Below are 13,538 nucleotides of genomic sequence, written 5' to 3'. Positions count from 1 at the left end.
ATTTTTTGCCAGGTCGAGACCAATACGTTTAATATTCATGATGGACACCTCCTCCAGTTAACTGTAGGTACACCTCAGTCTGGCACTTTGATGCCGTAAGGGGGAGGTGTCCATCACATCGGGCTACGAGTTTTCCACCGTCTGCGGGACAGTAGCCCGGACAGGTGCGCAGCACCGCCTCCGGGAAATTATGCCACTCTGCGCTTTGCTCCCGGGGGCGGCGCAAAGCGCCTTGCCCGGGCTACGAGTTCTCCACCGTCTGTGGGACAGTAGCCCGGACAGGTGCGCAGCACCGCCTCCGGGAAACGCCGGCTTGCACGATCTACGGGCGGTACACGTCAGGCGGGCCGGACGACCTTTAGAAAAGCCCAATTGGCCAGTGGTGGCCAATGACGTACAGCACCCCGGCGGAAATCACCCCGGCGACGATATCATCCACCATGATCCCCATCCCGCCGTGGATATTGCGGTCGAACCAGCGGATAGGCCACGGCTTCCACATATCAAAGATGCGAAAAATCACGAACCCGGCGGCAACCCACTGCCAGTCCATCGTCGGCAAAGCCATCAGCGTAATCCACATCCCGACAAACTCGTCCCAGACGATACTGCCGTGATCGTGGGTACCCATATCTTTCGCCGTACGGTGACAAATATAGACGCCGATGCAGATACTCATCATCACCACCAGCGAATAGAGCTGCCAGGGAATAAAGGTCAGCAAGTACCAGAAGGGAATCGACGCCAGCGACCCCATCGTGCCGGGGACCACGGGGCTAAGACCGCTGCCAAATCCCGTTGCCAGCAGATGCCAGGGGTTGCTCATCTTCAGCCGGCTTTTCGCCACATCTCTACTACGCGCCAAAATGGTCATACCCCTTAACGTCCAGCGTTACCGGCTTGCCCTCACGGGTGAATTGCAGGCCTTCCGATTCAGGAACGATCTGTCCAATACAGGTAAAACGCGCGCCGAGATTGGCAAGCGCCACGTCCAGCGCCCCGCGGTTGAGTTCAGGTACGGTAAAGCACAGTTCATAATCTTCACCGCCGGCGAGCGCCCAGCGCAGCGCCTGCTCCTTATCCACCTGGCGCAGCATCGCATCCGAGAACGGCATTGCATCAAGGTCGATGCGCGCGCCGCAGCCGCTGGCGTTGAGAATATGCCCCAGGTCGGAAATCAGGCCGTCGGAAAGATCGATGGCCGAATTCGCCAGATCGCGCAGCGCCTGACCCTGCAGAACCCGCGGCAGTGGGCGCAGATGACGCGCCAGGAGGTAATCCGCGTCGGTGGCATCTTCCACCTGCAGCCGATCCTGCAAAATCGCCAGGCCAGCAGCGCTGTCTCCCGGCGTGCCGGTGACGTAAATCCAGTCGCCATGCTTTGCCCCGGAACGCTTCAGCGCGCGTCCCGTTGGCACATAGCCGTGAATACCCAGCGTCATCGCCAGCGGTCCGCGAGTAGTATCGCCGCCAATGAGCTGCATATCGTAATAGTTAAGCTGTACGAACAGGCTGTCGCTAAAGGCTTCAAGCCAGGCTTCGTCCGCTTCCGGCAGGGTCAGAGCCAGCGTTAACCATGCCGGTTCGGCGCCCATCGCCGCCAGATCGCTTAAATTTACCGCCAGCGCTTTATAGGCGAGGTCGGCAGGGTCGATGTCGGGTAAAAAATGGTTTCCCGCCACCAGGGTGTCGGTGCTGATTGCCAGCGTTTTTTTCTCGGGGATATTCAGGAGCGCGCAGTCGTCGCCAATGCCGGTTTCAACATCAAGACGTGCGCTTTTTACGCGATCAAAATAACGGGCAATCAGGGAAAATTCGCCGCATGCCATACGTTATGCCTCAGAAAAAGAAAAGAATAAGGCCGGTTTGCAGAAGTGAGACTCTGCAAATCCGGCCCTGGAGTTTACTTTTTGTTGGGACGAATTACCGGGGCAGCTTTGTCCAGCACGCCGTTGACAAACTTGTGGCTATCTTCAGCGCCAAAGGTTTTCGCCAGTTCAATGGCTTCGTTAATCGCAACTTTGTACGGTACATCGCTACGCTTTGACAGCTCAAACAGCGCGATACGCAGGACCGCCTTTTCCACCTGACCCAGCTCATCCAGCAGACGAGAAAGGTACGGCTTCATCAGGCCGTCGAGATACGCGCTGTTAGTCGCCACTCCGGACAGCAGCTCGCGGAAATACAGAACGTCGACATCTTTTACATCCTGTTCCGCCAGGAACTGGTATTCGACATCAGCAATGTCGTTTTTGGACAACTGCCAGGAGTAGAGCGCCTGGACAGCACACTCACGGGCGCGGCGACGAGCAGCAGGTTTCACGGAATTCCCCTTACAAAAATCAGGCCTTGATGGCTTTCAATACGTTAATCATTTCCAGCGCGGTCAGCGCTGCTTCAGCGCCTTTGTTACCGGCTTTGGTGCCAGCGCGTTCGATGGCTTGTTCAATACTTTCTGTGGTCAGAACACCGAAGGCTACCGGGATTCCGCTGTCCTGAGCGACGTGCGCCAGGCCATTGCTTGCACCGCCAGCCACATATTCAAAATGCGCAGTGCCGCCACGGATAACGGTACCCAGCGCAATCACCGCGTCATACTTACCGGTTTTCGCCAGTGCGTCAGCCGCCAGCGGCAGTTCGTACGCGCCTGGAACCCAAACAACGGTAATGTTTTCATCTTTAACCTGGCCAATACGCTTCAGGGCGTCAATCGCACCTTCCAGCAGGCTGTCGTTGATAAAGTTGTTGAAACGCGCAATGGTGATGGCGACGCGAGCGTCCGGGGTAGCAACGTTAGCTTCAATAATGTTCATACTCTTCCTTCGGGTTCAGTTCATTTGGCCCCGCAAGGGGGGCGGATTCTATCATAATAATCGGCGCACTGCTTTCCCTTTTGACCAGGGAAATCAAGCGTTCACTAAATGCAGGCAAATATCCGGGCCTACATGACGTATCTCGTTGAATTTGAAATGGGGTGCTTGCGCTAGTTTCTCAAGCCCCGGCAGCGCGCATAATCCGCGCGCATCGCTGCCTAACAGTTTAGGCGCAATATAGACGATAAGCTCATCCACCAGCCCGGCTTGCAACAGCGCGCCGGCAAGCGTTGGCCCGGCCTCCACCCAGATCGAGTTAATTTGCTGTTTGCCCAGCTGCATCATCAATAAAACCAGATCCAGCCGACCGTTATGCTCCGGCACCAGCAGAGTACGTACGCTCTCCGGCCACTGCCGTTCATCTTCACGGGTGCGGGCAAACAGCGTTTCGCCCGCCTGCTGCACGATACGGTGCTGCGGCGTGACGCGATTGTGGCTATCAATAACGATGCGTAAAGGCTGGCGCAGATTTTCCTGCGGGTACAGCGCCTGGGTTTCAGCGTTGAGCTCGTCCCAGCGTACGGTCAGCGCCGGATCGTCCGCCAGCACCGTCGCGCTGCTGGTCAGAATAGCGTGGCTTTGCGCGCGCAGGCGCTGGACATCACGCCGCGCCTGCGGTGAGGTGATCCACTGGCTCTCTCCGCTGGCCATCGCCGTGCGGCCGTCCAGCGATGCGCCCATTTTTAGCTGGATCCACGGGAAGCCGGTGCGCATGCGCTTGAGAAAACCTTTATTCAGCGCTTCGGCTTCATTCATCATCAGCCCGTGGCTGACGTCAACGCCCTCCTGCTGCAAGCGGTACAGACCGCGCCCCGCGACCTGGGGATTGGGGTCCTGCATTGCGGCAACGACGCGGGTTACCCCTGCGGCAATTAGCGCTTCGCAGCACGGCGGCGTACGCCCGTGATGGCTGCAGGGTTCCAGCGTCACGTACGCCGTCGCGCCCTGGGCTTTTTCGCCCGCCATGCGCAGCGCATGCACCTCCGCGTGCGGTTCACCGGCGCGATAGTGAAAACCTTCGCCGACGATCTCGCCATCTTTGACAATCACGCAGCCGACATTCGGATTTGGGTGAGTCGTGAAGCGTCCGCGCGCAGCCAGCTTCAGCGCTCGCGCCATGTATATTTCGTCCTGCATGGATCAGTCCTGTAAGCGGGCGATCTCTTCGCCAAACTCTTTGATATCTTCGAAACTGCGATAGACGGAAGCGAAGCGGATATAGGCCACTTTATCGAGCTTTTTCAGCTGTTCCATCACCAGATTGCCGATCATTTTGCTCGGCACTTCACGTTCGCCGGTTCCGCGCAGGTGGGTTTTAATGTGGTTAAGCGCCATTTCGACGTCATCTGAGCTGACCGGACGCTTTTCCAGTGCTTTAAGCATGCCGCTGCGCAGTTTGTCCTCATTAAAAGGCTCGCGCACGTCGTTGCTTTTTACGACTCGCGGCATCACCAGCTCCGCCACTTCAAACGTCGTAAAGCGTTCGTTGCAGACCAGACACTGGCGGCGACGACGCACGGAAGAGCCTTCGCCCACCAGACGTGAGTCGATAACCTTGGTATCTACGGCGAAACAGAAAGGGCAATGCATAGCGCGTCCTGACAAGTAGTTAAACTAACAGGTAGTTTACCGCGAAGTGACCCGACAACAAAGAAAGAGCTTTTGAGACAAAGGATCTATAGTGCGTTTAGCCGAACGATCTACCATTAAACATCCTCTGTTAACGGAATCTCGACTATGACAAGACGTTATTTAAAGCTGGCCATTGTGGGTAGCATTTTCACCCTTAGCGCCTGCGCGCAGCAAAGCGAAATTCGCCAGATGAACCAGAGCGTGAGCACTCTGAGCAAAGAGATGACCCAGCTCAATCAGCAAACGGTAAAAATTACTCAGCAAAACGTTCTGAACGCGAAATCTAACAGCGGCGTATACCTGCTGCCGGAGGCGAAAACGCCAGCTCGCCTGAAAAGCCAGATTGGTACCCTGCGCATGTCGCTGCTCAATATCGCCCCGGATGGCGACGGTACCCGCCTCACCCTGCGCATTCAGGGGGAATCAAACGATCCGCTGCCGGCCTTTAGCGCGACGGTCGCCTCCGGGCAGATCAGCGGCACAACCGATAGCTACCAGGAGGTTAATGTACAAAATCAGCTCATTAGCGCTCCGGCAAGCGTCCTGGCGCCGAGCGATGTCGACATTCCGCTGCGCCTGAATGGCGTGACGCCAGAGCAGGTTGGCTTCGTTCGCATCCACGATATTCAGCCCGCCAGTATGCAGTAATGCCGTCTGCCGGATGCGTTCAACATCCGGCTTTTTTTCCGCTGTGCAAATCCACTTACAGATTTCCCGATCGGTTCACTAAAAATTGACAGGAATTATGAATTTCGGTGGCATTTCGTCAAGAAATGCATAAAATCGTGAACGCAATCGATTACCTATGTCTTCGTTATGTGAAACAACACATATTTTTGTGAGCAATGATTCCTATAATAGACGCCACAGAAATACGAAATATTTAGAAACGCTACGGCGATTCTTTTAACGCCTTCAGGCTTAATTTAAACAGTGGCATCATTATGAAAAAAACATTACTGGCAGCTGGCGCAGCTCTGGCGCTCTCCGCATCTTTCTCTGCCAGCGCGGCAGAAAACGACAAACCGCAATATCTGTCTGATTGGTGGCACCAGAGTGTGAACGTGGTGGGCAGCTACCACACTCGTTTTGGGCCGCAGATTCGTAACGATACTTATCTGGAATATGAAGCGTTCGCTAAGAAAGACTGGTTTGATTTCTATGGCTATATGGATGCGCCGGTATTCTTCGGCGGCAACACCGACGCGAAAGGTATCTGGAACCACGGTTCTCCGCTGTTTATGGAAATTGAGCCGCGCTTCTCTATCGATAAACTGACCGGTACCGACCTCAGCTTCGGCCCGTTCAAAGAGTGGTATTTCGCCAACAACTATATCTACGACATGGGCCGCAACAAATCCGGTCGTCAGAGCACCTGGTATATGGGTCTGGGTACCGATATCGATACCGGCCTGCCGATGAGCCTCTCCCTGAACGTCTATGCGAAATATCAGTGGCAAAACTATGGCGCATCTAACGAGAACGAATGGGACGGTTACCGTTTCAAAGTGAAATACTTTGTGCCGCTGACCGATCTGTGGGGCGGTTCACTGAGCTATATCGGCTTCACCAACTTTGACTGGGGCTCCGATCTGGGCGATGACAACTCTTATGATTTGAACGGTAAGCATTCACGCACCAGCAACTCCATCGCTTCCAGCCATATCCTGGCGCTGAACTACGATCACTGGCACTACTCCGTCGTGGCGCGTTACTTCCACAACGGCGGCCAGTGGGCGGATGACGCGAAACTGAACTTCGGCGACGGCGACTTTAACGTCCGCTCTACCGGCTGGGGTGGTTATTTCGTGGTCGGTTACAACTTCTAATCGGCTCGATTATCCCCGGCAAATGCGCCGGGGATAATTAAAGCTAACGCTCTTCGCACCTCACCTTACGCAAGAAATCACTCAATGAACGATCGGCTCGTTCGCTGAAATGACGCCCGGTGGCGGAAATCTCCAGACAGCGGTCGAGACGGAAACAGCGATAATCCTCACGCAGCTCGCACCAGGTCACCAGCAGCCAGCGCTCGCCCCAGAAAAAAAGCCCCAGCGGCAGCACTTCTCGCTGCGACTGATTTCCCGCTTCATCACGATAGCGCAGCGCGAGCGCCTGCTGAGCGGAGACCGCCCGATGCACCAAATCAAACTGATCTTTGCTATAGCCCTGGGAACCAAAGTCCGGTGCGAACAGCCGCGACTGCTCGGCCTTACGTCGGCTCTCCGCGGGCAATATCGCCAGCACCTTTTCCTGCGCCGATTCCAGCGCCCGGGACAGCGACGCGCCGCCCCAGGTTTGCAGTAGCCGAATAGCGGCTATCAGCGCTTCCGATTCCTGGGTTGTCAGCATTAACGGCGGTAAATCATAGCCCGCCAGCAGCCGATAGCCGCTTCCGGCCTCTCCCTCAACCGGAACCCCGGAAAGCGAGAGATCGCGAATGTCGCGGTAAATAGTGCGCTCTGACACGCCAAGCCGCTCGGCCAACAATCCGGCGGTGGTTAATCTCCTCCCCCGCAGGATCTGCACGATTTGAAAAAGACGGTCGGCGCGTCGGCTCATTTTTGTTATCTCATTTATGCGGGTTGATGCAAACCAATCCGATTCCCCTCACTATCGATAAACAGGGCAATCGTGCCGATATCGTCCGCCAGCTCAAAGGGGCCAAAAACGCAGCTTCCGCCCGCAGAGTTGACGCGTTCTAGCGTGGCCGTCAGATTATCGGTATGCAGATAGATAATGCATCCCTGATCGGAGGGCTTAACGCTATCAAACTTTGCCAGCGCACCGCCGGGAGCCGGGTCCTGATAAGGAAATACGGCCATTTCGGCACACTCCATATTTTCCCGTTTCAGCGTGACCTGCATCACCGGCTCGTAAAACGCCACGGCACGATCCATATCGGCAACCGGGATCTCAAACCAGTTAATGACGTTGTTCATACTTCCTCCTGTCCATTGTTTGGGTTCAGGAGGAGTGTATGACAGGCCTACTGACAGCATTGTGTCAGCATGGTGCGCAGACCAGCGCGCGCTCCGGGCTAAGCAGCCACGGACGCAGGTAGCCGACGGTACTGGAGAAAGGCAGCACCTCTTCAGGAAGCGCAATGCCAAGCCGATTGCCGATATACGATCGTCTGGCGACAATGCGCTGCCAGAGCTCGGGGTAACTTTGCGCCAGCTCCCGACGCAGCGCGCTGTCGGCAAGCGCCACGGTATCTTCAATGCTTGCGCCGCCGTAGCCCGCTCGGGAAGGAATAATGTCGATCTGCAATATCATTCCGCTTTGCAGACAGGCGGCTGAATGGGGGCCAATGGGCGAGCAGAGCCACTCTTCATCCGCGACCAGATGCCCCGGATTCAGGTGCCAGTGATATTCCGCCTTCGGCAATACTCGCTCGATCAGGGCATACATATCGCCGCCGCGCATGCCGATGCGCAGATTTTCCAGCCAGTTCACCACCGCGTTGAAATAGGGCTTCGCCACTACGTCCAGATAATCAGCCACCTCAGGCGCCAGTTCACTCTCATCGGCCACCACGTAGGCGGCGCGGCTGCTCAGGCCGCCTTTAAAACTGGTGGTGAGCGAGAATTTATCTCCGCGCTGGATAGCTTTATCGCTGGGGTAGAGATTCGCTCCGGCAAAGCGATCGCCGGTGGCGGCAATCATCACCACGCTATTCGCTTGCCCTTCCGCCGCCAGCAGCGCGCCGATTTGCTTTTCCGTTTTTCCCGGCGCAATGGCGTTAAGCGCGGTCAGAATCGCGGTTGAGGCGAGATTAGCACCGTACTCATAGTGCGCCAGCTCGTTGGCATTATTGGTGATTCGCGCTCCGCTTGCCGGGTCGATAAAAATGCCGGTGGCGTTGGTTATACTTGCCTGCGGCCCGGCTGCCTCGCGAATAGCGTCAACGATAAAGGCGGGCAGATCGAACATCCGCGCGCGGTCATCAACCGCGCCGGTAAAGAGCTTCCAGCCCGCGAGGCCAATTCTTTTTCCCCCCACAACGCCCGCCTCCTGAAACAGCTGAGCCAGCGTTTTGCGGGGTTCCATCGGTTGATTGGGCAGCGAAAACCACGGGGCGTGAATCACACGATTTTCCAGCCGCGCGTAGCTTGCCAGCTTCAGGTTCTCGTTACCCAGTACCAGCACCGCCTCACCGTCCCGATGCACTACCAGTAGCGCCTCTTCGAAACGGGGAATAAAACCGGTGAGATACTCAAAGTTGCCGCCGTGCTCTTTATCGGCATAGATGATAAGCGTATCCAGCCCTTGCTGCCGCATATTCGCCAGCACCTTCGCTTTGCGCTGGCGCAGCGTGTCGTCGTTAAGCGTGACGGAAGGCACATCGTACCAGAGCGGGGGTTGAGGAACGGTGGAAAGAGTTACGACAGCCATCGGCATTTCTCCATGTCATTTAGCGCTGATACGGGAGAGTAACCAAAATCCGGCCGGTTGTAATAAAAAAAAATCCCGGCCTTGCGACCGGGATTCGTTTATCAATGCACGATTGCCTTACGGCAGAATTGACGGCTGATCCGCCCCTTCTTTCTCGACTTTCTGCTGCAGCATGTGCTCGCGCTTCATGCCCAGCTTGAGCGCCAGCGCGGACGCAACGTAGATAGAAGAAGCCGTACCGATGGAGACACCGATCAGCATGGTCAGCGAGAAGCCTTCCAGAATCGGGCCACCGAAGAGATACAGCATCAGGATAACCATCAAGGTCGTCCCGGAGGTGATCAAAGTACGGTGCAGGGTCTGCGTCAACGACACGTTAAAGATTTCGTACGGCGTACCGCGGCGAATCTTGCGGAAGTTTTCACGAATACGGTCAGATACCACGATACTGTCGTTCAGCGAGTAGCCGATAACCGACATCAACGAGGCCACAATGGTCAGGTCGATCTCGATATGCAGTAGCGACAGCACGCCCATGGTGATCACCACGTCGTGCGCCAGCGCAATAACAACCCCTGCCGCCAGGCGCCACTCAAAGCGGAACCCTACGTAGATCAGGATACACACCAGCGCGGCTATCAGCGCCAGCGCACCGGTCTGCGCCAGGTCTGCGCCGACGCTCGGCCCCACAAACTCAATACGCTTGACCGTCGCATTCTGGCTGGTCGATTCGTTAATCACGTTAACGACCTTGCTGCCCAGCTCCTGGCTGCCGTTGGCGTCATGTACCGGCGGCATACGCACCATGATGTCGCGGCTGCTGCCAAAGTTTTGCAGCTGCGGCTCTTCGAAGCCCGCCTTCTGCAGCGACTGGCGCACCTGATCCATATCAACAGGCTTTTCGAGGGTGATCTCAATCACCGTACCGCCGGTGAAATCCAGACCCCAGTTAAACCCGCGCACGCCAATGATAATAATGGACAGAATCAGCAAAAAACCTGAAATGCCGAAGGCCCAGTAGTCCCAGCGCATAAAGTCCCAGACTTTACGGCCGTGGTTCAATTGTTCAACAGTATATTCCTGTGCCACAACGCACTCCTCAGATAGACAGCTTTTTAACGCGCTTGCCGCCGTACAGCAGGTTCACGATGGCACGGGTGCCGACGATAGCGGTAAACATTGAGGTCGCAATACCGATACCGGTGGTAATCGCAAACCCTTTAATGGCACCGGTACCGACCGCGTACAGGATAATGACTTTGATAAGCGTCGTAATGTTGGCATCAAAGATGGAGCTAAACGCGCCGCGATAACCTTCGTCAATCGCCTGCTGCACGGAACGCCCGTTGCTCAGCTCTTCTTTAATACGTTCGTTAATCAGAACGTTCGCATCGACCGCTACCGCAAGGGTTAACACGATCCCCGCAATCCCCGGCATAGTCAGCGTCGCCCCCGGAATCAGGGACATAATGCCGACAATCAGCACCAGGTTGGCAATCAGCGCCGAGGTCGCAATCAGGCCGAACTTCTTGTAGAAGAAGATCATGAACAGGATAGAGACCACCAGACCGGCCAGACAGGCTTCCAGGCCCTGTTTGATGTTCTGCATCCCCAGGGTTGGGCCGATAGTCCGTTCTTCAACAATCTGAATCGGCGCAATCAGCGCACCTGCACGCAGCAGCAGAGAGAGCTGACGCGCTTCGGTCGCATTGCTGATGCCGGTAATACGGAAGCTGTTACCCAGACGAGACTGGATATTGGCGATGTTAATCACCTCTTCCTCTTTCGCCAGAATCGCACGACCGTTGGCATCTTTCTTACCGCTGTCTTTGTACTCCACGAACAGGGTCGCCATCGGTTTACCGATGTTGTCCTTGGTGAAGTTAGACATGATGTTGCCGCCAGCGCTATCCAGGGAGATGTTAACCTGCGCCTGGTTGTACTCATCCATGCTCGACGTCGAGTCGGTGATGTGGTCACCGGTGAGGATCACGCGCTTGTACAGCACAACCGGCTGGCCTTCGCGGGTATATTTCACTTCAGAGTCGCCCGGAACGCGACCGGAAGCCGCTGCGGCGCTATCAACGTTAGTGTTAACCAGACGGAACTCCAGCGTCGCGGTCGCGCCAAGAATCTCTTTGGCTCGCGCCGTGTCCTGGATACCCGGCAGTTCAACCACAATACGGTCGGCGCCCTGACGCTGAACCAGAGGTTCGGCAACGCCCAGCTGGTTTACACGGTTACGCAGGATATTGATGTTCTGCTGTACGGCGTATTCGCGGGCTTCTTTCAGACGGTCGTCGGTCATCACGGCTTTCAGGCCAGTGCTGCCCTGAGCGGAAATAACCAGATCGCGATGACGAGGGCTAAGGTAGGAGATAGCCTGGTCGCGCGCGGCGCTATCGCGGAAGGCGATGCTCAGGCCGTAGTTGTCTTCTTTACGCACGGTCGCGTAAGGAATGCCTTTATCACGCAGTTCGCTGCGCAGGCTGTCGATGTTTTGTTCCTGCAGCTTGCTCAGCGCGGTATCCATGTCGACTTCCATCAGGAAGTGCACGCCGCCGCGCAGGTCAAGACCCAGCTTCATTGGCTCGGCATACAGGGCCGCCAGCCAGCGCGGGGTTGCCGGAGCAAGGTTAAGCGCCACGACGTATTTGTCACCCAGCACGCCCATCAGCGCTTCGCGCGCGCGCAGCTGGATATCAGTGGTGTCGAAGCGCGCAAGAATTGCGCCCTCTTCCAGTGCCACAGACTTCGCGGTAATTTTTTCTTCTTGTAGTGTTTTCTGGACCTGGATCAGCGTTTGCTCACTGGCGGCGACGCCGCGCGCGCCAGTGATTTGAACGGCCGGATCCTCACCATACAGGTTGGGAAGCGCATACACTAAGCCGACGACAATAACGACGACCAGCATGACGTACTTCCACAAAGGATAACGGTTTAACACGGCAGTTCCCTTAGGGAAAATGGGTAATTACAGCGCCTTCATGGTGCCTTTCGGCAGAACGGCAGCTACGAAGTCACGTTTGATAACCACTTCAGTGGTGTCGTTCAGTGCGATAGCGATATATCCGCTTTCGGCAACTTTAGTGACGCGCCCAACCAGGCCACCGTTCGTCAGCACTTCATCGCCTTTAGCGATGGAGTTCATCAGGTTTTTATGTTCTTTGGTGCGTTTCTGCTGTGGACGCAGGATCATGAAGTAAAAAATCAGACCAAACACCACCAGCATCAGGATCAGAGACATCGGGCTGCCCTGCGCTGCGCCACCGGTTGCTGCTACCGCATCAGAAATAAAAAAGCTCATTGAAATTCCCTCATTATTAAAATTAGTCAACGTTCAAAGGTGGAACGGTTCGACCCTGACGTTGGTAAAAATCGGTCACGAAGCTCTCTAATTTACCCTCTTCGATAGCCTTGCGTAAACCAGCCATTAAGCGCTGATAGTATCGCAGGTTATGAATGGTATTGAGACGCGCGCCCAATATTTCGTTGCAACGGTCGAGATGATGCAAGTAAGCGCGTGAATAGTTGCGACACGTGTAGCAATCGCACTCCGCATCCAGCGGCGAAGTATCGCTCTTATGCTTCGCGTTGCGGATTTTCACCACGCCGTCGGTGACGAACAGGTGGCCGTTGCGCGCGTTGCGCGTCGGCATGACGCAGTCGAACATATCGATCCCGCGGCGCACCCCTTCGACCAAATCTTCCGGCTTACCGACGCCCATCAGGTATCGCGGTTTGTCGGCCGGGATTTGCGGGCAGACGTGCTCCAGAATACGATGCATATCTGCCTTCGGCTCACCGACAGCCAAACCGCCGACAGCGTAGCCATCAAAGCCAATCTCTACCAGACCTTTAACAGAGATATCACGTAAATCTTCGTAAACGCTGCCCTGAATGATACCAAACAGCGCGTTTTTGTTGCCGAGGCCGTCAAAACGGTCGCGGCTGCGCTTCGCCCAGCGCAGGGACATTTCCATTGAGCGCTTCGCGTAGTCCCAGTCCGCCGGATATGGCGTACATTCGTCGAAGATCATCACGATGTCGGAGCCGAGATCGTACTGAATCTCCATTGATTTTTCCGGATCGAGGAAAATCGGATCGCCGTTGATCGGGTTACGGAAGTGCACGCCCTGCTCGGTGATTTTGCGAATATCGCCAAGGCTGAAGACCTGGAAGCCGCCGGAGTCGGTGAGGATCGGTCCTTTCCACTGCATAAAGTCGTGCAGATCGCCGTGCAGCTTCATGATCTCCTGACCAGGACGCAGCCACAGATGGAAAGTATTACCGAGGATGATTTGCGCGCCGGTCGCTTCGACTTCCTCCGGCGTCATCCCTTTTACGGTGCCGTAGGTGCCAACCGGCATAAAGGCTGGCGTTTCAACGACGCCGCGCTCAAACACAAGACGGCCGCGACGCGCGCGACCATCGGTAGTATCTAACTCAAATTTCATTATCACTCCTGCGTCAGAAAAACAGTCTGACGTTTAACGATTCGCTACGGAATGATTCCATAGCTAATAAATTCCTGAAGGCGTCATCGGCGCAGCCAGTTTGCAATCGCTCAGCGCACAGCCACCGGAGCGTACGCCATGTCCGTGAGAATGGCGATTACTGCCTGGCGTCAAAATG

General features: G+C 55.8%; 15 protein-coding genes. 2 read left to right on the top strand and 13 right to left on the bottom strand.

The window, feature by feature from the left end; all coding sequences use genetic code 11:
• Window positions 1-358 precede the first annotated feature (358 nt).
• The 6 genes from pgpA to nrdR all read right to left on the bottom strand — a co-directional run bounded on the left by pgpA (window position 359) and on the right by nrdR (window position 4,463).
• Window positions 359-874 (bottom strand): phosphatidylglycerophosphatase A, encoded by a 516-nt coding sequence (gene pgpA, locus K2184_RS20120; RefSeq protein ID WP_004099462.1) that lies wholly within the window; start codon window positions 872-874, stop codon window positions 359-361.
• Window positions 855-1,829, bottom strand: coding sequence for a thiamine-phosphate kinase (gene thiL / locus K2184_RS20115; RefSeq protein WP_004099460.1), 975 nt, complete (start codon window positions 1,827-1,829; stop codon window positions 855-857). The genes pgpA and thiL overlap by 20 nt, the downstream gene beginning before the upstream one ends.
• A gap of 74 nt (window positions 1,830-1,903) precedes the next feature.
• Window positions 1,904-2,323 (bottom strand): transcription antitermination factor NusB, encoded by a 420-nt coding sequence (gene nusB, locus K2184_RS20110; RefSeq protein ID WP_004099457.1) that lies wholly within the window; start codon window positions 2,321-2,323, stop codon window positions 1,904-1,906.
• A gap of 19 nt (window positions 2,324-2,342) precedes the next feature.
• A complete protein-coding gene (gene ribH, locus K2184_RS20105) occupies window positions 2,343-2,813 on the bottom strand; it encodes a 6,7-dimethyl-8-ribityllumazine synthase (RefSeq protein WP_003021575.1) in 471 nt (156 codons plus the stop codon).
• A gap of 93 nt (window positions 2,814-2,906) precedes the next feature.
• Window positions 2,907-4,010, bottom strand: a complete 1,104-nt coding sequence (gene ribD, locus K2184_RS20100; protein WP_016808652.1) for a bifunctional diaminohydroxyphosphoribosylaminopyrimidine deaminase/5-amino-6-(5-phosphoribosylamino)uracil reductase RibD — start codon at window positions 4,008-4,010, stop codon at window positions 2,907-2,909.
• 3 nt (window positions 4,011-4,013) lie between these two features.
• On the bottom strand, window positions 4,014-4,463 hold the full coding sequence (nrdR, locus tag K2184_RS20095) for a transcriptional regulator NrdR (protein ID WP_004099449.1): 450 nt from the start codon (window positions 4,461-4,463) through the stop codon (window positions 4,014-4,016).
• A 147-nt stretch (window positions 4,464-4,610) separates the two neighbouring features.
• Here nrdR and K2184_RS20090 point away from each other — a divergent pair, with 147 nt between their 5' ends.
• Window positions 4,611-5,153: a DUF3251 domain-containing protein gene (locus K2184_RS20090; protein ID WP_004099446.1), complete on the top strand. Its 543-nt coding sequence runs from the start codon at window positions 4,611-4,613 to the stop codon at window positions 5,151-5,153.
• 296 nt (window positions 5,154-5,449) lie between these two features.
• The gene (locus K2184_RS20085; RefSeq protein ID WP_004099436.1) at window positions 5,450-6,334 is read left to right on the top strand and encodes a nucleoside-specific channel-forming protein Tsx; all 885 of its coding nucleotides are present in this window, start codon (window positions 5,450-5,452) and stop codon (window positions 6,332-6,334) included.
• A 43-nt stretch (window positions 6,335-6,377) separates the two neighbouring features.
• Here K2184_RS20085 and K2184_RS20080 read toward each other — a convergent pair whose 3' ends face one another.
• The 7 genes from K2184_RS20080 to tgt all read right to left on the bottom strand — a co-directional run bounded on the left by K2184_RS20080 (window position 6,378) and on the right by tgt (window position 13,360).
• The gene (locus K2184_RS20080; RefSeq protein WP_004099434.1) at window positions 6,378-7,067 is read right to left on the bottom strand and encodes a helix-turn-helix transcriptional regulator; all 690 of its coding nucleotides are present in this window, start codon (window positions 7,065-7,067) and stop codon (window positions 6,378-6,380) included.
• Between the two features lie 14 nt (window positions 7,068-7,081).
• Window positions 7,082-7,447: a VOC family protein gene (locus tag K2184_RS20075; protein ID WP_004099432.1), complete on the bottom strand. Its 366-nt coding sequence runs from the start codon at window positions 7,445-7,447 to the stop codon at window positions 7,082-7,084.
• Window positions 7,448-7,511: 64 nt separating this feature from the next.
• Window positions 7,512-8,903: a M24 family metallopeptidase gene (locus K2184_RS20070; RefSeq protein ID WP_004099430.1), complete on the bottom strand. Its 1,392-nt coding sequence runs from the start codon at window positions 8,901-8,903 to the stop codon at window positions 7,512-7,514.
• Between the two features lie 117 nt (window positions 8,904-9,020).
• Window positions 9,021-9,992, bottom strand: coding sequence for a protein translocase subunit SecF (secF, locus tag K2184_RS20065; protein WP_004099428.1), 972 nt, complete (start codon window positions 9,990-9,992; stop codon window positions 9,021-9,023).
• Between the two features lie 10 nt (window positions 9,993-10,002).
• A complete protein-coding gene (gene secD / locus K2184_RS20060; protein WP_071530320.1) occupies window positions 10,003-11,850 on the bottom strand; it encodes a protein translocase subunit SecD in 1,848 nt (615 codons plus the stop codon).
• 27 nt (window positions 11,851-11,877) lie between these two features.
• A complete protein-coding gene (gene yajC / locus K2184_RS20055) occupies window positions 11,878-12,210 on the bottom strand; it encodes a preprotein translocase subunit YajC (protein WP_004099423.1) in 333 nt (110 codons plus the stop codon).
• 22 nt (window positions 12,211-12,232) lie between these two features.
• Window positions 12,233-13,360 (bottom strand): tRNA guanosine(34) transglycosylase Tgt, encoded by a 1,128-nt coding sequence (gene tgt, locus K2184_RS20050; RefSeq protein ID WP_004099421.1) that lies wholly within the window; start codon window positions 13,358-13,360, stop codon window positions 12,233-12,235.
• Between the last annotated feature and the right edge of the window lie 178 nt (window positions 13,361-13,538).

It is taken from the genome of Klebsiella sp. K5-306 (assembly GCF_051835185.1).
Classification (GTDB): domain Bacteria; phylum Pseudomonadota; class Gammaproteobacteria; order Enterobacterales; family Enterobacteriaceae; genus Klebsiella; species Klebsiella oxytoca.
The sequence above is the reverse complement of the archived record's forward strand: the minus strand, read 5'-3'. Positions and strand labels throughout refer to the sequence as shown.

What these genes read in the sequence shown, in the direction of transcription:
- K2184_RS20090 (WP_004099446.1), top strand. Translation starts at nt 4,611, where the DNA reads ATGACAAGACGTTATTTAAAGCTGGCCATTGTGGGTAGCATTTTCACC.
- tgt (WP_004099421.1), bottom strand. Translation starts at nt 13,360, where the DNA reads ATGAAATTTGAGTTAGATACTACCGATGGTCGCGCGCGTCGCGGCCGT.
- thiL (WP_004099460.1), bottom strand. Translation starts at nt 1,829, where the DNA reads ATGGCATGCGGCGAATTTTCCCTGATTGCCCGTTATTTTGATCGCGTA.
- K2184_RS20080 (WP_004099434.1), bottom strand. Translation starts at nt 7,067, where the DNA reads ATGAGCCGACGCGCCGACCGTCTTTTTCAAATCGTGCAGATCCTGCGG.
- K2184_RS20085 (WP_004099436.1), top strand. Translation starts at nt 5,450, where the DNA reads ATGAAAAAAACATTACTGGCAGCTGGCGCAGCTCTGGCGCTCTCCGCA.
- nrdR (WP_004099449.1), bottom strand. Translation starts at nt 4,463, where the DNA reads ATGCATTGCCCTTTCTGTTTCGCCGTAGATACCAAGGTTATCGACTCA.
- K2184_RS20070 (WP_004099430.1), bottom strand. Translation starts at nt 8,903, where the DNA reads ATGGCTGTCGTAACTCTTTCCACCGTTCCTCAACCCCCGCTCTGGTAC.
- pgpA (WP_004099462.1), bottom strand. Translation starts at nt 874, where the DNA reads ATGACCATTTTGGCGCGTAGTAGAGATGTGGCGAAAAGCCGGCTGAAG.
- yajC (WP_004099423.1), bottom strand. Translation starts at nt 12,210, where the DNA reads ATGAGCTTTTTTATTTCTGATGCGGTAGCAGCAACCGGTGGCGCAGCG.
- K2184_RS20075 (WP_004099432.1), bottom strand. Translation starts at nt 7,447, where the DNA reads ATGAACAACGTCATTAACTGGTTTGAGATCCCGGTTGCCGATATGGAT.
- ribH (WP_003021575.1), bottom strand. Translation starts at nt 2,813, where the DNA reads ATGAACATTATTGAAGCTAACGTTGCTACCCCGGACGCTCGCGTCGCC.
- ribD (WP_016808652.1), bottom strand. Translation starts at nt 4,010, where the DNA reads ATGCAGGACGAAATATACATGGCGCGAGCGCTGAAGCTGGCTGCGCGC.